Raw genomic sequence first — 20,652 nt, forward strand, 5'->3', positions numbered from 1 at the left:
TATGCCTGTTCTTGAAATGCCGAGCTGGGGCATGGTTGCCCTCGCCCTGACCCAGGCCATCGCCATGCTGGCGCTGGCGCCGCTCGCCACCGGTTTCAACCGGGTGCTGCGGGCCAAGATGCACTCCCGTCAGGGGCCGGGCCTGCTGCAGGATTACCGGGATATCGCCAAGCTCCTGCGCCGTCAGGAGGTAACCCCCGAGCCTGCCGGCATCATCTTCAACCTGATGCCTGCGCTGCTCATCGCCGCCCTCTTGCTGGTGGGGATGGCGCTGCCGACCCTGACTCACGAATCTCCCTTCCCCATCGCCGGGGATCTCATCACCGATATCTATCTGTTCGCCATCTTCCGCTTCTTCTTCTCCCTCTCGGGGCTCGACAGCGGCAGCATGTTTGCAGGGATCGGTGCCCGCCGCGAACTGACCCTCGGCATTCTGGTGGAGCCCATTCTGGTGCTCGCCTGCTTCATCATGGCGATGATGGTGGGCAGCTCGGATCTGGGCAACATCAGCAGCTATGTGGCGACCCAGCCACTGGCCGCCCCCATCGCCACCCTGTTGGCCGGCGCCGCCTGCGCCTTCGCGGTGTTTGTCGAGATGGGCAAGCTGCCCTTTGACTGCGCCGAAGCCGAGCAGGAGCTGCAGGAGGGGCCGCTTACCGAGTATTCCGGTGCGGGGCTGGCCCTGCTCAAGCTCTCCATCGGCCTCAAGCAACTGGTGGTGGTGCAGCTCTTTCTGGTGATTTTCCTCCCCTTCGGCAAGGCGGCCAACTGGAGTCTGCCTGCGCTCATCGGCGCGGCGCTGATCCTCGCCTGTAAGCTGCTGGTGGCCTTTTTACTGGCTGGCATCATCGAAAACGCCATGGCCCGTACCCAGTTCGTGCGCACCCACAAGCTCACCCGCTACGGCTTGGGGCTGGCCCTGCTGGCGCTGCTCGCCTATCTGGTCGGGATCTGAACCATGCCCGCCAGCACAGCGACTTTTTCCGATTTCACCTTTACCGAATGCTCATTCCCGAATATTAAAGTGAGAACTGCATGACCATCGCCATTTCGGATCGCATCGGCTGCGACTATATCCAGCAGGTGCGAGCACAACTGCCCCACGCCATCGTCGACGAGGAGTGGCAAACCGCCGATCAGGCTACCATTACCGTCAAGCCCACCAGTCTGGTCGAGACGGCCAGCCTGATCTTCCATCAGCTGGGGGGCTGGCTTCCGCTCTCCTTTGCCAATGACGAGCGCAGCCTCAACGGCCACTTCGCCGTCTACCACGTCTTCTCCATGGAGGGCGACACCAAGTGCTGGATCACCGTCAAGGTGCTGGTGGATGCCGATACCCAGGAGTACCCCTCCATCACCCCGACCATTCCGGCGGCGGTATGGGGCGAGCGGGAGATCCGCGATATGTACGGCCTGCGCGCCATCGGCCTGCCGGACGAACGCCGTCTGGTACTGCCGGATGACTGGCCGGAGGATATCCACCCCCTGCGCAAGGACGCCATGGATTACCGCCAGCGCCCGATGCCCACCACTGACACCGAGACCTACCCCTTCGTCAACGAACTAGGCAGTGATGCCAACCGCATCGTGCCGGTCGGCCCGCTGCACATCACCTCGGACGAGCCGGGGCACTTTCGTCTGTTCGTCGATGGTGAAGACATCATCGATGCCGACTACCGCCTCTTCTATGTCCATCGCGGCATGGAGAAGCTGGCGGAAACCCGCATGGGCTACAACGAAGTGGCCTTCCTGACCGACCGGGTCTGCGGCATCTGCGGTTTTACCCACAGCGTCGCCTACACCACCTCGGTAGAAAACGCCATGGGTATTCCGGTGCCAGAGCGGGCCAAGATGATCCGCGCCGTGCTGCTGGAAGTGGAGCGCCTGCACAGCCATATCCTCAACATCGGCCTGTCGAGCCACTTCACCGGTTTCGACACCGGCTTTATGCAGTTCTTCCGAGTGCGGGAAAAATCCATGACCCTAGCCGAGCTGCTGACCGGTGCGCGCAAGACCTACGGCCTCAACCTGATTGGCGGGGTACGCCGTGACATCTTCAAGGAAGATCGCATCAAGGGTGCCCAGCTGGTACGGGAGCTGCGTGATGAGCTCAAACCCCTGGTGGCCATGCTTCTGGACACCGCCAACATCTCCTCCCGCCTCATCGGTATCGGCAAGCTCGAGCCACAGATTGCCCGCGATTTCAGCTGCGTCGGCCCCATGGTGCGGGCGAGCGGCTTCAAGCGCGACGTGCGCCGGGTCCACGACTTTGCCGGCTACCGCGAGCTGCCGATGGAGATCCAGACCAAGGCGGGTTGCGATGTGCAGTCCCGGGTGCTGGTGCGCATCCACGAGCTCTACGACTCCCTCGACATGATTGAGTTTGGTCTTGAGCACCTGCCGGAAGGGCCGCTTTTGACCGAAGGGTTCACCTACCAGCCGGGCAAATTTGCGCTGGGCTTTACCGAGGCGCCCCGCGGCGAGAACGTCCACTGGAGCATGACCGGAGACAACCAGAAGCTGTTCCGCTGGCGCTGCCGCGCCGCCACCTACGCCAACTGGCCCGCCCTGCGCTACATGCTGCGCGGCAATACCGTAGCGGATGCGCCGCTCATCATCGGCAGTCTGGATCCCTGCTACTCCTGTACCGACCGGGTCACCCTGGTCGACCCCAAGAAGGGCAAATCCACCGTGGTCTCCTACAAGGAGATCGAGCGCTACGGCATCGATCGCAAAAACTCTCCGCTGAAATAAGGGGTCATCATGATCAAGCTGTTCAAGACCATCCTCAAGGCTGGCACCCCGACCGCCAAGTACCCCTTCGCCCCTTACGAGGTGAACCGGGATTTTCGCGGCAAACCGAAATATCAGGCGGATCAGTGCATCGCCTGCGCCGCCTGCACCAAGGCCTGCCCGGCCAATGCGCTGGTGATGGAAGTGGACATGGAGACCGGCGAACGGCGCTGGGAGATCTCCATGGCGCGCTGCATCTTCTGCGGCCGCTGCGAGGAGGTCTGCCCGACCCGCGCCATCGCGCTCTCACCCGAGTTCGAGCTGGCGGTGACCAACAAGGCGGATCTCTATGAGGAAGCCCGCTTCGCGCTGGCCCCCTGCACCCTGTGCGGCACCTACTTTGCCCCGAGCAAGCTGGTGGCGCTGGTGGAGGACACCCTCAAGCAGGCGGGCACACCGCTGGCCACCCCGGAGCGACTGCACCACTGCCCCGACTGCAAACGAAAACAGAGCATGCTGAGCCAGCCTGACTCGGCCCTGATCACACCGATAGCCACACAACAGGAGTGGATGTGATGAGCAAGATCAAAGGCATAGAACCGGTTGTCGGCCATGCCCATACCCGCGCCGTGCCGCTGGCACAGGATCCCGAGATCACCAAACTCAAGAAGACCCTGCTCAAGGACATTCGCCGCTCGGCCTATGTCTACCGGGTCGATTGCGGCGGCTGCAACGCCTGCGAGATCGAGATCTTCGCTACCATCACCCCGCTGTTCGATGCCGAGCGTTTCGGCATCAAGGTGGTTGCCTCCCCCCGCCACGCCGACATCCTGCTCTTTACCGGCGCAGTGACCCGGGCGATGCGGGTACCGGCCCTGCGCGCCTACGAGGCGGCGCCCGATCCCAAGATCTGCATCGCCTACGGCGCCTGCGGCTGTGACGGCGGCATCTTCCACGACCTCTACTGCGTCTGGGGCGGCACCGACAAGATCGTGCCGGTGGATGTCTATATCCCGGGCTGCCCTCCGACACCGGCGGCTACCATTTATGGCTTTGCCGTGGCGCTCGGTCTGCTGGAACAGAAACTCAAAGCCACCAGCCACGAGGTGCAACCGGGTGAGCGGGTCGAGCTGCGCCACACCGGCATCCCCAATGAAATCCGGGTGATGATCGAGCGCGAAGCGCGCCGCATGGCCGGTTATCGGCAGGGGCGGATCATCGCCGACGAGTTTATGGCCCTGCTCGAAGGGGCGACCCAGCAGGATGTGGATCTGCGCATCCAGAGCTACCTCGATCAGCACGACGATCCGCGCCTCTCGGAGATCGTCAACAACCTCGCAAATGCCTGCCTCAACCGGGCAGCCGGCAAGGGAGAGGCAGTGCATGGCTGACGAGGTTTTCTTCTATCGACTCTCGCGCAAGTTCGTCGACGAGCAGTTCGACGTGCCGGAAGAGGCCAAAGAGGTGATGTACTACAGCCTCGCCATCGGCCACCACCTCGGCATCGTCGATTGCCTGCGAGCAGACCTGGTCTGCTCGCTGACCGGTTATCGCGACTGGGTAGCCAAGCTGCCAGAGGGGAGTGAAGCGCGCCGCAAGATGGAGGGGTTTCTCACCTTTGGCGAGATCACCATCTATCGCGAGCACTGCCATATGCTGGCCTGCGCCTTCGACCGGCTGCGCAAAGCCGACAATCTGCTCGATAAGCAGGAGCTGGGCTGGACCAACACCTTTATGGATCAGCTCACCGCCCTCTTTAACGACCCCCATATGTACCTGATGGTAAGGAGCCGCTGATGGGCTGCAATCTCGTGTTGACCGTGGGCAATGCCATGATGGGGGACGATGGTGCCGGCCCCTATCTTGCCGACAAACTGCAAGCCGCCCCCCTGCCCGGCTGGGTCCATATCGACGGCGGCATCGCGCCGGAAAATGTGGTCTACAAGGTGCGGGAGCTGCAACCTGAGCGGGTGGTGCTGGTGGATGCCGCCGAGATCGGCGAGAAGGCGGGAACCCTGCAGGTGATCCCCCCCGAGACCATCGCCGAGATGTTTATCTTCTCGACCCACAATATGCCGCTCAATTTCCTGATCGACGAGCTCAAGACCTTTGTCCCCGAGGTGATCTTTGTCGGGGTACAACCGGCCATAGTAGCGTTCTCCTTCCCGATGACCGAGATGGTGAGCGAGGCCATGGATTATCTTTATCAGCATCTTGATGCCGCCAGGGATACCAGCTTGTTAATAGAACATCTGAACCGGTGGAATATTGCCAACACCGAGCGGTGACAATTCACAGAGTTGTTAATTACAGTTATTAATTAACGATCTCGGCCATATTTCCATAGCCCGATGCCAATTAAAAACATCGGGCTAATTGTGCTGAAGTTGATATGGAACAAGGTTCTTTGGATTTTTCAAAAAAATTGCTAAGCATCGCTTTTTAATGACAAAAAAAGCGTTGCCAGTCACAGAAATTTGCCACAAAATGGCGGCCGTTACGGAAGTTGATGGGGTCTGGTGGCCTCCTCGGTCTTCAAAACCGATGTGAGCCGAGAAGGCTTTGGCAGGTTCGATTCCTGCCTCTTCCGCCAAATTTATCTATTGAACAAATACTCTCTCGCTGAATTTTTCGGCCTGGATGTTATTTCCATTGTTTGTTCAATATGTTTGAAGTAATACCTTAAAAAAGGTGCTTGCCGCTTGCCAATATAATCCGAACTCAGGTTATCTCGCTGGCCAAAAATTAATTTATCAGCATCGATGAAGTATGAATTTATACCCGCTCATTGATGCACCCAGTTTGCACTCATCCGCAAATCGCCAGCAGTGCCATAACCCGTCAGCTCGGCCTCTCTATCGGCAAACCGGTGCGCATCCCGAACCCACGCACTGCACTGGTAATCCCATGCCGAACCCGTCTCACGCGCCAGCCATCACCCACCGCCAGCCCGCATCAGGTCAGGCTGCCGACGATTCACTGCCAGATTCACAGCAACAGCCCAGCCAGCAACAAACGCGCCGTTTGCCCCAAGTGGAGCAACTGCTGCAGCAACCCTTTCTCACCGGGTTTATCGAGGCACTGAGCCGCCCACTGGTGACTCAGGCGGTGCGCGACACCCTGAGCGAGCTGCGCCAGAGCGAAGATTTTCGCCAGCATGGCGTAGCCCCCGAACAGATCGAGGCGCTGATTGCCAAACGCTGCCAACAGCAGTTGCGCCAGCGTCAAACCCGGGTGATCAACGCCACCGGCACCCTGGTGCATACCAATCTGGGGCGTTCGCCGCTCTGTAGCGAACTGTGGGACGAGGTGCGCGACCTCAACACCGGCTACAACAATCTTGAGCTGGATCTCGCCACCGGCAAGCGCGGCGGGCGCAAGGGGCTGATCGCTCCCCTGCTCCGTTGCCTCACCCAGGCCGAGGATTCGCTGGTGGTCAACAACAACGCCGCTTCGCTCTTTTTGCTGCTGCAGGAGATGGCCAAGGGGCGCGAGGTGATCGTCTCCCGCGGCGAGCAGATCCAGATTGGCGGCGGCTTTCGCATTCCCGATATTCTGGCGCTCTCCGGCGCCAAACTGGTGGAGGTGGGCACTACCAATATCACTACCGCCAAAGATTACCTCGATGCCATCACCGATCAGACCGCGCTGGTGCTGATGGTGCACAGATCCAATTTCGCCATTCGCGGCTTTACCGAGTCCCCCGATATCGGCGAGGTGGCCCGCGCCCTGCCCGAGCACGTAGTGCTGGCGGTGGATCAGGGGTCGGGCTTGACCAGCGAAGAGTTTGCACCGGATGAAACCTCGGTGCGCCAGTACATCAAGGCGGGGGCGGATCTGGTCTGCTACTCAGGCGACAAGCTGCTGGGTGGCCCGCAATCGGGCATCATCAGTGGCCGCAGCGACCTTATCAAGCGGCTGGAAAAACACCCCATGATGCGCACCTTCCGCCCGAGCCGCATCGTCTACTCCCTGCTCGAACGCCTGCTCATTCACAAGCTCAACAAGTCCCCCATCGGCGAAGGGATTGCCCAGCGCACCTTGAGCAACCCGGCCGCCATGCAGGCGAGAGCCGACCAGCTGATGGCCGCCCTGCCCGGCTACTTTGTGCCGGTCCCCGCCCAGCTGGTGGTGGGTGGCGGCACCTTGCCGGACGAGTTTTATCCGGCCCCTGCGCTGGAGTGCACCGACCCACGCCCGGCCCAGCAGTTGCTCGATGATTTGCGCGAACTGCCCGTCCCTGTCATCGCCACCGTGCGCCAGCAGAAGGTGCTGCTCAATATGGCGACCCTGCTGCCAGCGGAGATGGAACTGCTGATCGCCCAACTCAAGGCGTTGCTTCTCCCCGCCCCGTTCAATGCAACAAATGCGACCGAGGAGCCCTGATCCCATGACCCCCTATCGCGCCGTTATCGGTCTTGCCGGCCACGTGGATCACGGCAAGACCCTGCTGATCAAGGCCCTCACCGGCATCACCACCGCCCGTGCCCACGAGCAGGCCATCGGCATGACTCAGGATCTCGGCTTTGCCCACTTCGACGACGGTCAGGGCAACACCATAGGCGTCATCGACGTGCCCGGCCACGAGCGCTATATCCGCAATATGGTGGCGGGGCTCTGGAGTCTGGATCTGGTGCTGCTGGTGATTGCCGCCGACGAGGGGTGGATGCCGATGACCGGCGATCACCTGCGCCTGCTCAAGGCGATGGGGGTGCCGCGCCTCTTGGTCTGCATCAACAAGTGCGATCTGGTCTCCCCTGACGAGCTTTTGCTGTTGGAGGAGAGCCTGCTGGAGCGGGTGATGGACGAGAGCGGCATGGTGCCCGATATCGTCAGCGTCAGCGCCAAAACCGGCGCCAATATGGCTGCCCTGCACGCAGCCATCGTGCGCCAGCTGGGGGATATGGCCGAACATCATGCCCCCCGCGAACAGGCCGCCCCGCGCCGCTCTCGTGAAGAGGCGCCGCCGCGCCTCTATGTTGATCGTGTCTTTACCGCCAACGGCACCGGTACCGTGCTTACCGGCACCCTGCAACAGGGCAGCCTCAAGGTGGGGGACAAGCTGCGCCTCTACCCTGCCGATCGGGAAGTGCAGGTGCGCTCCCTGCAGGCCTATCACCAGAGCGTCGACGAGATCGGCGCCGTCTGCCGGGTGGCAGTGGGCCTTAAAAAAGTGCCCCACAAGGAGGTGGCTCGCGGCCACTGCCTCACCAGCACTGTCGGCCAGTGCGAGGCGGTAACCCATCTTATCGTGCGACTCAACGCCGAGAGCCTGAGCGACAAGGCGCTACGCCCCTCTCTGCACAACAAGGAGGTCGAAGTCGCCCTTGGCAGCTGGCATGGCCGGGCCCGTTTTGTTCCCATCAAGGATACCCGGCTGGTACGGCTGATCTTTACCAGCCCCATCCCCTGCTTCTTCGGCCAGCCGCTTGCCATCATTCGCCACGGCAGCAGCGAACTGCTGCACGGCGCCCGTATCGTCTGGTGCGGCGACATCCATCCCGCCAGACGCAAGGCGCTGCACACCCTGCTAGGTGAGCTGCCTGATGACTTGGAGCACTACAACCCGGCCACCCTGCAACTGGGGCTCAATGGTTATGTGCGGGCCAGCCGCTTTGACCAGCAGCCCGAGCTGGTCACCCCCCTCGGTGAATGGCTGTTGGACAACCACTGGCTGGCCCAGAGCCGCGATCAGCTGCTCACCACGCTGGCCAGCGAACCGCTCAGTGCCGCCGAGCTGGCGACCCGCTTTGGCATCGCCCTGCCGGTCACTCAGGCCCTGCTCCAGCAGCTCAAGAGCGAGCAGCTTGTTCGCCTGCACCATGACAAGTGGCAGCAGGGCAGCGGCGAGTCGGAAGATGATCTGGGGGAAGAGGCGCAGCTGGTACTCAAAGTGGTGCGAGATCAAGGCAAGGAGGGTTACGAGCCCGGTAAACTTGGCCCCGGCGGCGTGGAGCTGGATCCCTTTATCACCCGCCAGCTGCCCGCGGCCCTGCAGCAGGGCTTGCTGCAAAAAGGCGCGTTGCAAAAGCAGCTGCGCAATCTGGCGCGACTCAAGTATCTGGTGCAGCTCGATGGCCCCATCTACTACGACGCCGAGCTTTACAACCAGATGGTCGCCGAAGTGCTGGCGGGCCAGCAGGTGGGAGATCTGATCGACATGGCATCCCTCAAGGAGATCACCGGCTTGTCGCGCAAATACGCCATTCCGTTCTGCCTGCGCATGGAGATGGATGGCTGGGTGCGGCGCGAGGAGAACGAGCGTCGGGTGCTGCGTCTCCCAGCCAGTCAAGATGAGATGGAGCCGGCATGAGCGCCACCATCGCCCCCTCTGGCTCTGCCAATCCTGTGGCCAACCGGCTGCGCCGCGAATTTCATATCGACGGCATCGTACAGGGGGTCGGCTTTCGCCCCTTCGTCTATGGGCTGGCGCTGCGCCACGGCCTTGCCGGCTATGTGTTGAACGATGCCAATGGCGTCACCATCGGCGCCGAAGGATCGCCCGAGCAGCTGGCCAGCTTTGCCCGCGAACTGCGGGAACTGGCGCCGCCACTTAGCCGTATCGATCACTTCAGCGAGCGAGAACTGCCCCTCGCTCATGATCCCGACTTCGATGGCCAATTTCATAGCCAGTTTCGAATTAAAGCGAGCCAGCAGCAGAGCTCTGCCACGGTCGCCATCTCGCCGGATCAGGGAATGTGCGAGGCATGCGCCACGGACGTGGCCAATCCAAGCGATCGCCATCACCACTACCCCTTTACCAACTGCACCCACTGCGGCCCGCGCTACACCATTATTCGCCGCCTCCCCTACGACCGCCCCCACACTGCCATGGCGGGCTTTGCCATGTGCCCGCGCTGCGCGGCAGCCTATGAAAACCCGCTGGACAGACGCTACCACGCCCAGCCGGTGAGCTGCCCCGAGTGCGGGCCGCATCTCAGCTGGCGAAATGGCCGTGGCGATGCCTTGGCCGAGCGCGAGGATGCCCTGCACACAGCCGCCCGAGCCTTGCAAGCGGGTGCGCTTATCGCGGTCAAGGGGATGGGGGGTTATCACCTGATGTGTGATGCCCGCAATGAACAGAGTGTTGCGAGATTGCGAACGCTCAAGCGGCGCGCACGCAAGCCGCTGGCGGTGATGATGGGCTCCCTTGCCGAGGCCAAACTGCATGTCACCGGCAGCGAGGCAGAGTGGACACTGCTCGCCTCTCAGGCCAGACCCATCACCTTGCTGCGCAAGCGCATTAACGATGATCGGCACTCAGAATCTGGACAGTCAGCCGCGCCGCTGGCCGAGGGGATCGCCCCCGGCATTCCCTACCTTGGGGTCATGCTCCCCTATACCCCGCTCCATCATCTGCTGCTGGACGCCTGCGCCATGCCGCTGGTGGCCACCAGCGCCAATGGTCGCGGCAGTCCGATCCATATCGAGTGCGAGGCGCTGGTCAGGGAACTCGGGGGCGAGATTGACGGCATCCTGGATCACAACCGCCCCATCCTGCACCCGTGCGACGACAGTCTGGTGCAGTGGGCAGGCGGGCGGCGCCAGACGTTGCGGCTGGCCCGGGGCTATGCCCCCTGCACCCCCAGCCTGCAAGAGGCGGTCAGGGTGCCGCTATTGGCAGTCGGCGCGCAGCAGAAGAACCAGCTGGCGCTCGCCTTCGGCCGCCAGCGCATCTACAGCCCCTATATCGGCGATCTGCACAGCCTGCCGATGCAGGAGCACTTCGAGCAGACCCTGGCGACCTTTCGCGATCTCTACGATCTCACACCCGAACTGCTGGTGTCGGATCGCCACCCCGGCTACCTCAGCCACCAGTGGGCCAAGGGCTATTGCCGCGATCACAATGCAACCCATCTCGAGGTGCAGCACCATCACGCCCACCTGCTGGGGGTGATGGCCGAGCACAACATCACAGGCCCTGTGCTGGGTGTTGCCTTCGATGGCACCGGCCTTGGCGATGACGGCACCCTCTGGGGCGGCGAGCTGCTGATCGCAGACGTTAAGGGATTTGAGCGGGTTGCCCACCTTGCCCCCTTCAAGCTGATCGGCGGCGAGGCGGCCATTCGCGAGCCGGTACGTCAGCTGCTGGGGCTGCTGTTTGAATCGCACAGCCCTGAGCAGATCAGTGCCCTCGATATTCCGTTGATCAAGCAACTGCCCCTTAAGCGGATCAGCAACCTGCACCAGCTCTGGCATCTCGGTCGCAACGCCCCCTACACCAGTTCCATCGGTCGACTGTTCGATGCGGTGGCAGCGATCTTGGGAGTGATCGACACCCCCGATTACGAGGGCGAAGCCGGGCTCCTGCTGGAGGCAGCCGCCTTGCAGCTCACCCCCGATGAACAGCCCTTTCACCTCGCCTTTGAGCTCAGCCAATCAGCGGAAGGGCCACTGCATATCGAGTGGGCAGAGCTCATCAATACCCTTGTCAACGAGCTGCGCCAAGGCACCGCCACCGCCAGCCTGGCCGCCGGTTTTATCCGTGCCATCAGCAATCTGGTTATCGCCCTTGCCGAGCGCTTCCCCGACTATCCGGTGGCGCTGGGGGGCGGCGTCTTTCAAAACCGGGTGCTGATGGACCAGCTGGTGCCCGCTCTCGAAGCCGCCGGTCGGCAGGTATTGACCAGCGACACCCTGCCGCTCAATGACGGCGGCATCGCCGCCGGTCAGCTCTGGTTTGCCATCCACCATCTTGCCACGCACCAGCCCGACACAATCGGTGGTGCCATCTTGTCGGAGTCCTGAAATCCATGTGTCTATCCATCCCCTCTCAGGTGGTGCAGCTGCACCCCGAAGATAACTGCGTCACCGTCGACACCCTGGGGGTGCAGCGGCGCGTCAGCTGCATGCTGCTCGAAGAGCCTCTCCAGGTGGGGGACTATGTGCTGCTCCATATCGGCTTTGTGATGAGCAAGATTGATGAAGAGGAGGCGCAGGCCAGCCTCGAGAGCTTCCGCCAGATGGTGGCCCTGATGCCCAAGCAGGATATTTTGCCATGCTGACCCTCAATGATCTCTTTCAGGGCTTTCGTCAGCCCGAGGTGATCCGCGCCCTCGCCGCCCAAATCAATGAACTGGCCAAAGATCTGCCCGAGCCACTGCGGGTGATGGAGGTGTGCGGTGGCCATACCCACACCATCATGAAGTACGGCCTGCACCAGTTGCTGCCGGCCAGCATCGAGTTCGTTCACGGCCCCGGCTGCCCGGTCTGCATCATGCCAAAAGAGCGCATCGATCAGGCCATCGAGCTGGCGAGTCAACCGAATGTCATTCTGGTCACCCTGGGGGACATGATCCGGGTGCCGGGCTCCAAGGGCACGCTGGCCCAGCAGCGGGCCAAGGGGAGCGATATTCGCCCGGTCTATGACCCCCTCGACGCCCTGCGTATCGCCCGTGAGAACCCGGACAAAATCGTGGTCTTCTTCGCCATCGGTTTCGAGACCTCCACCCCCATGACAGCCGCCTTGCTGGCTGCCGCTGAAGCTGAGGAGATTGAGAATCTGCTGTTTCATATCAACCATGTGCTGGTGCCCCCCGCCATTCATGCGGTGATGGCCGATGGAGTGGCCAAGGTGAACGCCTTTATCGGTCCTTCTCACGTCAGCGTCATCACCGGCGCCGATATCTACCTGCCCATCGTCGATCGCTATCAGGTACCGGTGGTGGTGAGCGGCTTCGAGCCAGTGGATGTGATGGAGGCGCTCTTGATGATGGTGCGCCAGAAGGTGGAGGGTCGCTACGCGCTGGAGGTGCAGTACAGCCGCGCCGTCACCGCCAGCGGCAATAAAGCCGCCCAGCGGCTGGTCGAGCGCTTTTTCGAGACCCGCGAGCACTTTCGCTGGCGAGGTCTGGGGGATATCAACGCCTCCGCCCTGCGCCTGCGCGATGCCTTTGCCAAGCGCGATGCAGAGCGTCACTTCGCGCTCAATCAGACCCCTATCGATGACCACAAGGCGTGCCAGTGCGCCGATATCCTGCGCGGCCTGGCCAAGCCGAACCAGTGCAAAGTCTTTGGCCGGGGCTGCACCCCGACCCAGCCCATGGGCAGCTGCATGGTCAGCTCCGAGGGGGCCTGCAATGCCTACTACCGATATATGGGGATCCAGGAACGATGAGAGAAATCCAACTTAGCCACGGCGGCGGCGGTGTCGAGATGAACCAGCTGATCGACCAGCTCTTCTTTCGCCACTTTGGTAACGAGATCCTGCTGCGCGGTGAAGATGCCGCCCTGTTGCCGGTAGAGGGCCCCGTTGCCTTCACCACCGACAGCTTTACCGTCTCACCGCTCTTCTTCGAGGGGGGCGATATCGGCAAACTGGCCATCGCCGGCACGGTCAACGATCTCGCCATGATGGGGGCCAAGCCAGAGTATCTGAGCTGCAGCTTTATCATCGAGGAGGGCTTCCCATACGCCGATCTGGCCCGCATCGTCGAGTCGATGGCGGCTGAGCTTGCCAAAAGCGGCGCCCGTATCGTCTGCGGCGACACCAAAGTGGTGCCCAAGGGGGCAGCCGACAAGATCTTTATCAACACCAGCGGGGTCGGCACCTTCCCGCTGCCTGAGCAGAGCCGGGGCATCTCGGTGCGGAGCCTCAAGGCCGGTGATGCCATTCTGGTATCACGGGATATCGGCAGCCACGGCGCCTGCATCCTGATGGCCCGTGATGCCCTGCAACTGGGATCTGATCTGAAAAGCGACTGCACCACCCTCTGGCCGCAGGTAGAAGCGCTGCTGCAGGCGGGCATTACTCCTCACGCCCTGCGCGATGCCACCCGCGGTGGCCTTGCCGCCGTGCTGAATGAGTGGAGCAGCGCCTCCGGCGTTGCCATCGAGCTGGAGGAGTCTGCCATTCCGGTGTGCGATCCGGTGCGCGGCCTGTGCGAGCTCTACGGTTTCGAACCCCATGATCTCGCCAATGAAGGAACCATGGTGCTGGCCCTGCCTGCCGAACAGGCGCAGGACGCGCTGGGCATCTTGCGGCAATTCAACCCCGCTGCCAGCCAGATCGGCGTGGTGCAGGCAAGCGATCGTCACAAGGTGATCCTCAACAACCCCTGGGGTAGCCGCCGTTATCTGGAGCTACCGCAAGGGGAGCTGCTGCCGCGGATCTGTTGAGTAGCCATGCCGTTCCGTCAATTACAGGGAGGAGTCACTGCTCCTCTCCATATCGGTTAAGGAGCCACCATGCACGAAATGTCTCTGGCCATGGCTGCCATCGATCTGGCGGCCGAACAGGCCACCCAGCGGGGCTTTAACAAGGTGACCGCCCTCTGGCTCGAGGTCGGCAGCTTCTCCTGCGTCGACCCTGACACCATCGCCTTCTGTTTCGAGGCCGCCGCCAAGGGCACCGCCGTCGAGGGCGCCCAGCTGCACTTTCAGCATCAGGCAGCAGAGGCCTGGTGTTACGACTGCAACCAGACGGTCACCCTCACCGAGCGCGGGCAGGCCTGTCCCGAGTGCGGCGGATACAAATTACGAGTCGCGCAGGGTGATAGCCTGCGCATCACCGACATCGAGGTAAGTTGATATGTGTAGCGTATGCGGATGCGGCCAGGCGCGGATCGCCGGCCATGAGCACGATCATGAGCATCATCACGAACATGAACATCACCATGAACATGGTCATAAGCACGACCATCATCATGCTCATGGCGCCCATCACCATCATGACCACGAGCAGAGCGCACCGCGCACCCTGATCATTCACCACCACTATCACCATCAGGGGGATGTTCATCACCATTACCACGGGGGGCGGGCTCCCATAAGCCATGAGGGACATGATCACCCCCATGAGCACCACTATGATCACCCCCACGACCATCATCATAAACATGCCCACTCTCATGAACACGGCCATTCCCACGCGCATCCCCATGATCACTGCCATGACCATGACCATGACCATGACCATCAGCAGGGTGATCTGCACTATGGCAAAGGGGAAGCGGGATTGTCGGTCCCCGGCATGGGGCAGCGCCAGCTGATCGCCATCGAGATGGATGTGCTGGCCAAGAACAACGCGCTGGCGGCCCACAACCGCGAGCACTTCGACGAGGCGGCCCAGCTGGTGCTCAATCTCGTCTCTAGCCCGGGTTCAGGCAAAACCACCTTGCTGTGCGAAACCCTGCGCCTGCTGGCCGAAAAACGCCCCTGCGCCGTGATCGAAGGGGATCAGCAGACAAGCAGAGATGCGGATCGCATCCGTGCCACCGGCGTCCCTGCCGTGCAGATCAACACCGGCAAGGGCTGCCATCTGGACGCCAAAATGGTCCACGACGCCTGCCACCAGCTGCCAGCCAATGAAGGGGGCATCCTCTTTATCGAGAACGTGGGCAATCTGGTCTGCCCCGCCAGCTTCGATCTCGGCGAGAAGTACAAGGTGGCGATCCTCTCCGTCACCGAGGGGGAAGAGAAGCCACTCAAGTACCCAGACATGTTCGCCGCCGCCCAGCTGATGGTGATCAACAAGATCGATCTGCTGCCCTACGTCAGCTTTGACGTCGCCCGCTGCATCGAGAACGCCAAACGGGTCAACCCCTATATTCAGGTAATCCAAGTCAGTGCCACTACGGGTGAAGGGATGGATGCCTGGCTTAACTGGCTGGCCAGTGCTTGAAATCAACCGGTTAAACTCCGCTGATAACGGTAGATAAAAGAGAGGGAGGCTGATGCCTCCCTCTCTTTTATCTGCTTTCTGCGAACCTTGTCAGCAGTTTTGCCTGTACGAATGGCCAGCGCCGCACAAGCACATCCCCTCAACCTAGCCCTCTCCCCAGGGAGAGGGAACCGGTTCGTGGATGCCGCATTTCGCTCCCTGTCTCAACAGGGAAAGGGGAACCTATTCATGGATGCTGGCAATATGCTCGAAATATTCGCCCCAGAGAGCCTGCGAGCATACAACCAGCCCCTGTTTCCCAAACCCCGAGTCTGGCGAGATGGCACCTTCTGCCCCCTTCTCCCCTTGCGGGAGAAGGGCTGGGGATGAGGGGGAACTAACTATCAGGCCGCATTTTCAGCCAATACACCAGTCACGGGCTGCATCTCCCCAAAGCGCAGCACCCGATGGCAGATCTGGCGCAGCAGTGCCTGCTGGTGACTGAAGATGACCATACCAAGACCGCGCTGCTCGCATTCAACCATCAACTCCTGCCAGAGCTGGCGCTGAATCTGCGGGTCCAGCTGGGCGGTCACCTCGTCGGCAATCAGCAGACGAGTGCGAGGATCGAGGGCGCGCAGCAGCGCGATGCGGGCCAGCTCGCCACCGGAGAGCTGGCCGGGTTTACGACCGAGCCATTCAGGCTTGATCATAAAGCGGGCCAGCATGGCCTCATCGGGACGCCACACATCCCACAACGCCTGCCCGGTGGTGCGATAGGGATTGAAGGTGAGCTCCGGGTGCTGGGGCACCAGCTGGATGGGGTTATAACCTTTTACCTGTTCAGGCACCGGCAGCCCATCCAGCAGGAGCTGCCCGCCGGCCCCAACCGGTTGCCAACCCGCCAACACTCGCCCCAACGTGGTCTTGCCATGGCCGCTCGGAGCGGAGATACCGAGCCGCTCGCCCGCTTTCACCGTCAGCGATAACCCCTGCCAGAGGGGACGTTCCCCCTGGGCGATGGTGAGATCCCGTACTTCCAACATCAGGAGACCTCCGGCACAGAGAAGAGCGCGTTGAACTCTGGCAGCGCCTGCCAGTGGGCACGGAGCATCTCGCTCCCCTGCCCCTGCCGCAGATGGTGGCAGCTCAAGGTATCGCTCACCTGCCCCTGATGGAGCGCCACGATACGATCGGCAAAGCGGGCCGCCAGCGCCAGATCGTGGGTCACCCAGAGGATACCGCTGCCCTGATTGGCCAATTCACGCAACTGGCCGAGCAGGAGACAAGCCAGCCCCTCGTCGAGCCAGGCGGTGATCTCGTCTGCCAGAATGTAGCGGGCACCACCGAGCGCTGCAGTGCAGGCCAGAATGCGCTTGGCCATGCCGCCGGAGAGCTGGCGCGGGAATCTGTCCAGGGTGGTCGCGGGCAGCTGGTAGCGCAGCAGTTGCTCGCCGAGCCGCTCGCGAGAACCATTCTGGCCGCAGAGGCGTGCCGCACGGCCCAGCTGACGCTCCACCGTCAGCAATGGATTGAGAGCGCTTACCCCCTGCGGCACATAGCAGAGGGTGTGACCGCGCAAACGGGCCCGGCTGGCATCGCACAGAGGTGTGCCATCAAGTGAGATGCTGCCGCGCATGCGCAGATTGTCCGGCAGCAATGTCAGAGCGCTTTGCAGCAGCAGGCTCTTGCCCTCGCCGCTCCCCCCCACCAGCGCCACTATCTCCCCCGGTGCCAGTTGCAGGCTGATATCGGTCAGCAAAGGCTGCCAGCTGCGTCGCCCTAGCCAGGAGTAGTGGGCCGCCTCTATGGTCACATGGTCAAAACTCAGCATGGTTCACTCCTGTGCCACAGCAGCTGTTGCAGAGCGCGGGTAGCCTGATCAAACAGCAGAACCAGCAGCAACAACATCAGCCCCGGGAAGAGGGCCAGCCACCAGCCGCCACCGGCCAGATAACGCAGGGCATCTGCCAGCAGCAGGCCCAGCGAGGCCTCGTGGGCCGCCAGACCAAAGCCGAGAAAGCTCAAGGCCGCGCTGTGCAGTACCGCATGGGGAAACATCAGCAGGGTGCCGATAATCCACTGGGGCAACAGGCCCGGTAGCAGGTGGGTGCGCCAGCGACGTAGCGCTCCCATCCCCTGACAGCGGGCCAGCACCACATAGTCGCTGCAGGCGATCCGCCGCGCTTCTGCACATAGAATGAGCGCCAGCTTGGGCCAGTGGGTGAGCGCCACCGCCAGGATCACCCCGCGCATGCCGCCCCCCACGGTAAAGCAGATAAGGATCAAGAGCAGCATATGGGGTAACGCCAGCATGGCGTCGATCACCATTCGTACCGCCGCATCACATCTGGGGTGAATGAGCGACACACTTGCCGCCACCATGGCCAGCAACCCGCTGCAGAGTGCCGTGCTGATGCCCAGCTCCAGACTGGTGAGGGTGCCTTGAAAAGCCCGCAACCAGAGATCCCGCCCCATCTGATCGGTGCCGAACCAGTGGGCCAGCGAGGGGGGTTGCTGGCGCGCCAGCAGATCCATCGGCACATCCTGATGAGAGAGGCTCCAGCCGTAAGTGGCCAGCAGCGCCAATCCGAGCAGGGCAAAACCCAGCCGCAGTATGGAGGGAAACGGATTAAACAGCATGCTCGCCCTCCCAACCCCGATTGATGCGCGCCAGCAGTAAACTGGCCACCGTGTTGCCAATAAAGACCAGCAGGGTGCAGAAGAGCACGATTCCCATCAGCAAGGGGATATCGCCCCGCAGCCCCGCATCCACAGTGGCCTGGCCCAGCCCCGGGTATGAGAAGACCTTCTCGGCCAAGAGCGATCCGCCAATCAGCTCACCAAGGGAGGCAAACTGCAGGCAGAGCGCCGGGGTCAGGGCGTGGCGCAGCACATGAAAACGCAGCATGGGCCAGCCGCCATCCCCCTGAGCGCGGGCGTAGCGGATAAAGTCACTCTCCAGCACCTCGGCCACTCGCGCCCGGGTATGCAGGGCAATATTGCCCAGCCCGAGCAGGGCGAGCGTGGTGACCGGCAGCAGCAGATGACGCAACCGCATCAGCCAATCCGCCTCATCGGCAGCGAGCCCCGGCGTCCAGGCGCAGCAGACTGGCAGTAGCGGCCAGTGCACCGCAAACAGGGCGAGCAGCAACAGGCCGACCCAGAAGGTGGGCAAGGAGGCGAGCAGGTAGGCGAAGCGGCAGATAAGGCGATCGGGCCAGCGATTGAGATAGCGACCGGCGCAGAGGCCCAGCAAAATCCCGAAAAAACCGGAGAGCAGCCAGGCACCCGCCAGCAGCAGGAAGGAGGCGGCAAAGCGCTGGCCAATCACCTCGCTCACCGGCGCGTTGTAGAGCATGGAGTAACCGAGATCCCCCTGCAGCACTTGGGTAAACCAGTGCCAGTAGCGCAGCCAGAGCGGTTGATCCAGTCCCCAGCGGGCGGCGATGCGGGCGTATTGCTCCGGCGGCACATGGAGCAGATCGTTGCCGATATAGGCCTTGATGGGGTCGATGGGGGAGTAACTCAGCAGCACAAAGGTGGCGACCGAGACCAAACATAACAGCCCTGCCAGACGCAGCAGGGCTTTTAGCAACAGATAACCTGAATGACTCAAGGGCGAACTTACCGGCACGTCCACCGCCAATCCTGCAGGTTGTTGAGCAGGGACCAGCTACCGTGGATTTCCGGCGCCCCCTTGCCAAGATCGATGCAACGGTTGGCGAGATAGGTGTGCTGCACATTGAGCAGCCAGGCCCAGGCGGCATCACCCAGCACTCCGGCGCCCGTTTTGCCATCCCACTCCACCTGCTGCCAGAACGGCACGGCCGCCTGCCAGTTCGGAGCATCCAGCGCCTGCTTGAGGTGGCCATCCACCACAGGGTTGCTGTAGTAGCCCGGGTTGTAGAACTCCACGCCACCGGAGCCGCTCTGGTAGTGGTGATAGAGCTCCATGGGATCCAGACTCCCCCACCCCATCAGCACCGGATTGGCGTGCATCTCCCGCTCCACCTGCTCCCAGCTGCCGGACTTGAGGCTCACCTCAAGGCCAATGGGTTTGAGCATGGCCCGCACCGCTTCTGCCAGATCCCGGCGGGTGCTGTCGCCGCTGGTGTACCAGAGGGTAAAGGCGGCGCGCAGGGAGCCCTTGTGGCGAATGCCATCGCTGCCCCTCTTCCAGCCCGCCTCGTCGAGCAGGGCGTTGGCGTGGGCCGTATCGCCATCCTTGAAGGCGGTGTCTTTGTTCAGCCAGGGCAAGCCTTCCACCGCGCTGTAGGCGGGGATGGCATGTCCTTCCAGCAGTTGATCAGCCAAAAGCTTGCGATCGATGGCGTAGTTGATGGCGCGGCGCACTGCCACATCCGAGGTCACGTCATTGCCGATGGGATAACCCTTGGCATCCTTGCCACCCACAGGCGGAATAGGGAAGACGATGCCACGGTTCTCCACGCTCGGCCGCACCCAGAGCTTGAGGGAAGCAGGCACGGTTGGCGCCAGTGACGGGGCAATGCGCACCACATCGAGCTGGCTACTCTGGGCGGCGGCATAGGCGCTCTCTTCATCGATAAAGACAAACACCAGCCGTTTGAAATCGTTGTTGCCGCCGGCGTAATAGGGGTTCGCCTCTACCACCAGTTGCTGACCGGGCAGGAAGCTCACCAACCGGTAAGGGCCAGCACCGACCGGTTTTTGGGCATAGGCTTTTGCGTCGTAATCCTGCTTCGACACTATCCCCAAGGAGCCCAGCACGTTGACGAAGGTGCTCTGAGGGGCGCTAAGAGTGATGGCCACCTCGGTGGGCGAGAGCACCTTGGCCGAGACAAAGTTGCCCATGTCGATCTTGCCGCCACCCTTGGCCGCGCTGTTGTAGGTAAAGGCCACATCCTCGGCGGTGAGCGGCGCGCCGTTGGAGAATTTCAGATCAGGCTTGAGAGTAATGAGCCACCCCTTGCCATCCTTGCTTGGGGTCACCGCTTGGGTGAGCACATTCTGCCAACTGAGATCGGCAGTATCGCCAGCAATCTGTTTGAGCAGCGGGCTGTGCAGCAGCAGGTAGCTGCCGTGGCTCCAGCCGAGCAGAGGGTCAAACCCTTCGGTGGGCTCACTGCCGATGGCGAGCTTGAGCTCGGCAGGCACAGGTTGAGCAGCGGCCAGCGCCGTGTGAGAGGCAGTGCCCAGCAGCAGGGTCAACAGGGCGGTAGCGCTGGATCTAGCGTAATGGCGAAGGGATTTGCGTGGAACAGTCATGGGGATCCTTCTTGTTTTGTACCACTCACGGATCATCACTCAAAAAAGAGGTGGAATGCGTGTCTGAA

Annotated in this window: 20 protein-coding genes and 1 tRNA gene; 15 read left to right on the top strand and 6 right to left on the bottom strand. The window is 62.0% G+C overall.

From position 1 onward, the window contains the following. Position 1 precedes the first annotated feature (1 nt). The 14 genes from AB5Y86_RS05670 to hypA all read left to right on the top strand — a co-directional run bounded on the left by AB5Y86_RS05670 (position 2) and on the right by hypA (position 14,262). Positions 2-955, top strand: a complete 954-nt coding sequence (locus AB5Y86_RS05670) for a respiratory chain complex I subunit 1 family protein (protein ID WP_005345231.1) — start codon at positions 2-4, stop codon at positions 953-955. A gap of 80 nt (positions 956-1,035) precedes the next feature. Further along, positions 1,036-2,754, top strand: coding sequence for an NADH-quinone oxidoreductase subunit C (locus AB5Y86_RS05675; RefSeq protein ID WP_040065714.1), 1,719 nt, complete (start codon positions 1,036-1,038; stop codon positions 2,752-2,754). A gap of 9 nt (positions 2,755-2,763) precedes the next feature. Continuing rightward, the gene (locus AB5Y86_RS05680; protein ID WP_033115866.1) at positions 2,764-3,309 is read left to right on the top strand and encodes a formate hydrogenlyase complex iron-sulfur subunit; all 546 of its coding nucleotides are present in this window, start codon (positions 2,764-2,766) and stop codon (positions 3,307-3,309) included. Further along, positions 3,309-4,124 carry an NADH-quinone oxidoreductase subunit B family protein gene (locus AB5Y86_RS05685; RefSeq protein ID WP_005333324.1) on the top strand — a complete coding sequence of 272 codons (816 nt, stop codon included), beginning with the start codon at positions 3,309-3,311 and terminating at the stop codon, positions 4,122-4,124. Before AB5Y86_RS05680 ends, AB5Y86_RS05685 begins: the two co-directional genes overlap by 1 nt. Next, the gene (locus AB5Y86_RS05690) at positions 4,117-4,530 is read left to right on the top strand and encodes a formate hydrogenlyase maturation HycH family protein (protein WP_368192364.1); all 414 of its coding nucleotides are present in this window, start codon (positions 4,117-4,119) and stop codon (positions 4,528-4,530) included. The genes AB5Y86_RS05685 and AB5Y86_RS05690 overlap by 8 nt, the downstream gene beginning before the upstream one ends. Next, complete coding sequence (hycI, locus tag AB5Y86_RS05695; RefSeq protein ID WP_368192365.1) at positions 4,530-5,021, top strand: hydrogenase maturation peptidase HycI; 492 nt, start codon at positions 4,530-4,532, stop codon at positions 5,019-5,021. Before AB5Y86_RS05690 ends, hycI begins: the two co-directional genes overlap by 1 nt. A gap of 213 nt (positions 5,022-5,234) precedes the next feature. Further along, positions 5,235-5,326, top strand: a tRNA-Sec gene (locus AB5Y86_RS05700). A 314-nt stretch (positions 5,327-5,640) separates the two neighbouring features. After that, positions 5,641-7,119 carry an L-seryl-tRNA(Sec) selenium transferase gene (gene selA, locus AB5Y86_RS05705; RefSeq protein WP_368192366.1) on the top strand — a complete coding sequence of 493 codons (1,479 nt, stop codon included), beginning with the start codon at positions 5,641-5,643 and terminating at the stop codon, positions 7,117-7,119. A 4-nt stretch (positions 7,120-7,123) separates the two neighbouring features. Further along, positions 7,124-9,046: a SelB C-terminal domain-containing protein gene (locus AB5Y86_RS05710; protein ID WP_368192367.1), complete on the top strand. Its 1,923-nt coding sequence runs from the start codon at positions 7,124-7,126 to the stop codon at positions 9,044-9,046. Next, entirely contained in the window at positions 9,043-11,481 is a 2,439-nt protein-coding gene (gene hypF / locus AB5Y86_RS05715) for a carbamoyltransferase HypF (RefSeq protein ID WP_368192368.1), read from the top strand. The genes AB5Y86_RS05710 and hypF overlap by 4 nt, the downstream gene beginning before the upstream one ends. A 5-nt stretch (positions 11,482-11,486) precedes the next feature. Beyond that, the gene (locus AB5Y86_RS05720) at positions 11,487-11,738 is read left to right on the top strand and encodes a HypC/HybG/HupF family hydrogenase formation chaperone (protein WP_040065728.1); all 252 of its coding nucleotides are present in this window, start codon (positions 11,487-11,489) and stop codon (positions 11,736-11,738) included. After that, positions 11,732-12,850: a hydrogenase formation protein HypD gene (gene hypD, locus AB5Y86_RS05725; protein WP_368192369.1), complete on the top strand. Its 1,119-nt coding sequence runs from the start codon at positions 11,732-11,734 to the stop codon at positions 12,848-12,850. The genes AB5Y86_RS05720 and hypD overlap by 7 nt, the downstream gene beginning before the upstream one ends. Further along, positions 12,847-13,851: a hydrogenase expression/formation protein HypE gene (gene hypE / locus AB5Y86_RS05730; protein ID WP_368192370.1), complete on the top strand. Its 1,005-nt coding sequence runs from the start codon at positions 12,847-12,849 to the stop codon at positions 13,849-13,851. The genes hypD and hypE overlap by 4 nt, the downstream gene beginning before the upstream one ends. Before the next feature lie 69 nt (positions 13,852-13,920). Further along, a complete protein-coding gene (hypA, locus tag AB5Y86_RS05735; protein WP_005301911.1) occupies positions 13,921-14,262 on the top strand; it encodes a hydrogenase maturation nickel metallochaperone HypA in 342 nt (113 codons plus the stop codon). Here the strand turns inward: hypA and AB5Y86_RS05740 are convergent. Continuing rightward, positions 14,240-14,614, bottom strand: a complete 375-nt coding sequence (locus tag AB5Y86_RS05740; protein WP_368192390.1) for a hypothetical protein — start codon at positions 14,612-14,614, stop codon at positions 14,240-14,242. The two genes, hypA and AB5Y86_RS05740, sit on opposite strands and share 23 nt — an antisense overlap. On the opposite strand from AB5Y86_RS05740, the gene hypB reads away from it, so the two are divergent. Beyond that, entirely contained in the window at positions 14,501-15,355 is an 855-nt protein-coding gene (gene hypB, locus AB5Y86_RS05745; protein WP_368192391.1) for a hydrogenase nickel incorporation protein HypB, read from the top strand. The genes AB5Y86_RS05740 and hypB overlap by 114 nt on opposite strands. A gap of 383 nt (positions 15,356-15,738) precedes the next feature. On the opposite strand, the gene AB5Y86_RS05750 is transcribed toward hypB, so the two are convergent. The 5 genes from AB5Y86_RS05750 to AB5Y86_RS05770 are packed head-to-tail and all read right to left on the bottom strand — an operon-like array spanning position 15,739 to position 20,584. Beyond that, complete coding sequence (locus AB5Y86_RS05750) at positions 15,739-16,380, bottom strand: ATP-binding cassette domain-containing protein (RefSeq protein ID WP_368192371.1); 642 nt, start codon at positions 16,378-16,380, stop codon at positions 15,739-15,741. Beyond that, the gene (locus AB5Y86_RS05755) at positions 16,380-17,168 is read right to left on the bottom strand and encodes an ATP-binding cassette domain-containing protein (protein WP_368192372.1); all 789 of its coding nucleotides are present in this window, start codon (positions 17,166-17,168) and stop codon (positions 16,380-16,382) included. Before AB5Y86_RS05755 ends, AB5Y86_RS05750 begins: the two co-directional genes overlap by 1 nt. Beyond that, positions 17,162-17,977, bottom strand: a complete 816-nt coding sequence (locus AB5Y86_RS05760) for an ABC transporter permease (protein ID WP_368192373.1) — start codon at positions 17,975-17,977, stop codon at positions 17,162-17,164. Before AB5Y86_RS05760 ends, AB5Y86_RS05755 begins: the two co-directional genes overlap by 7 nt. Further along, a complete protein-coding gene (locus AB5Y86_RS05765; protein ID WP_368192374.1) occupies positions 17,967-18,977 on the bottom strand; it encodes an ABC transporter permease in 1,011 nt (336 codons plus the stop codon). Before AB5Y86_RS05765 ends, AB5Y86_RS05760 begins: the two co-directional genes overlap by 11 nt. Beyond that, positions 18,962-20,584, bottom strand: coding sequence for an ABC transporter substrate-binding protein (locus AB5Y86_RS05770; protein WP_368192375.1), 1,623 nt, complete (start codon positions 20,582-20,584; stop codon positions 18,962-18,964). Before AB5Y86_RS05770 ends, AB5Y86_RS05765 begins: the two co-directional genes overlap by 16 nt. Between the last annotated feature and the right edge of the window lie 68 nt (positions 20,585-20,652).

The sequence above is a fragment of the Aeromonas sp. s8 genome, assembly GCF_040907785.1.
Taxonomy (GTDB): Bacteria; Pseudomonadota; Gammaproteobacteria; order Enterobacterales; family Aeromonadaceae; genus Aeromonas; species Aeromonas veronii.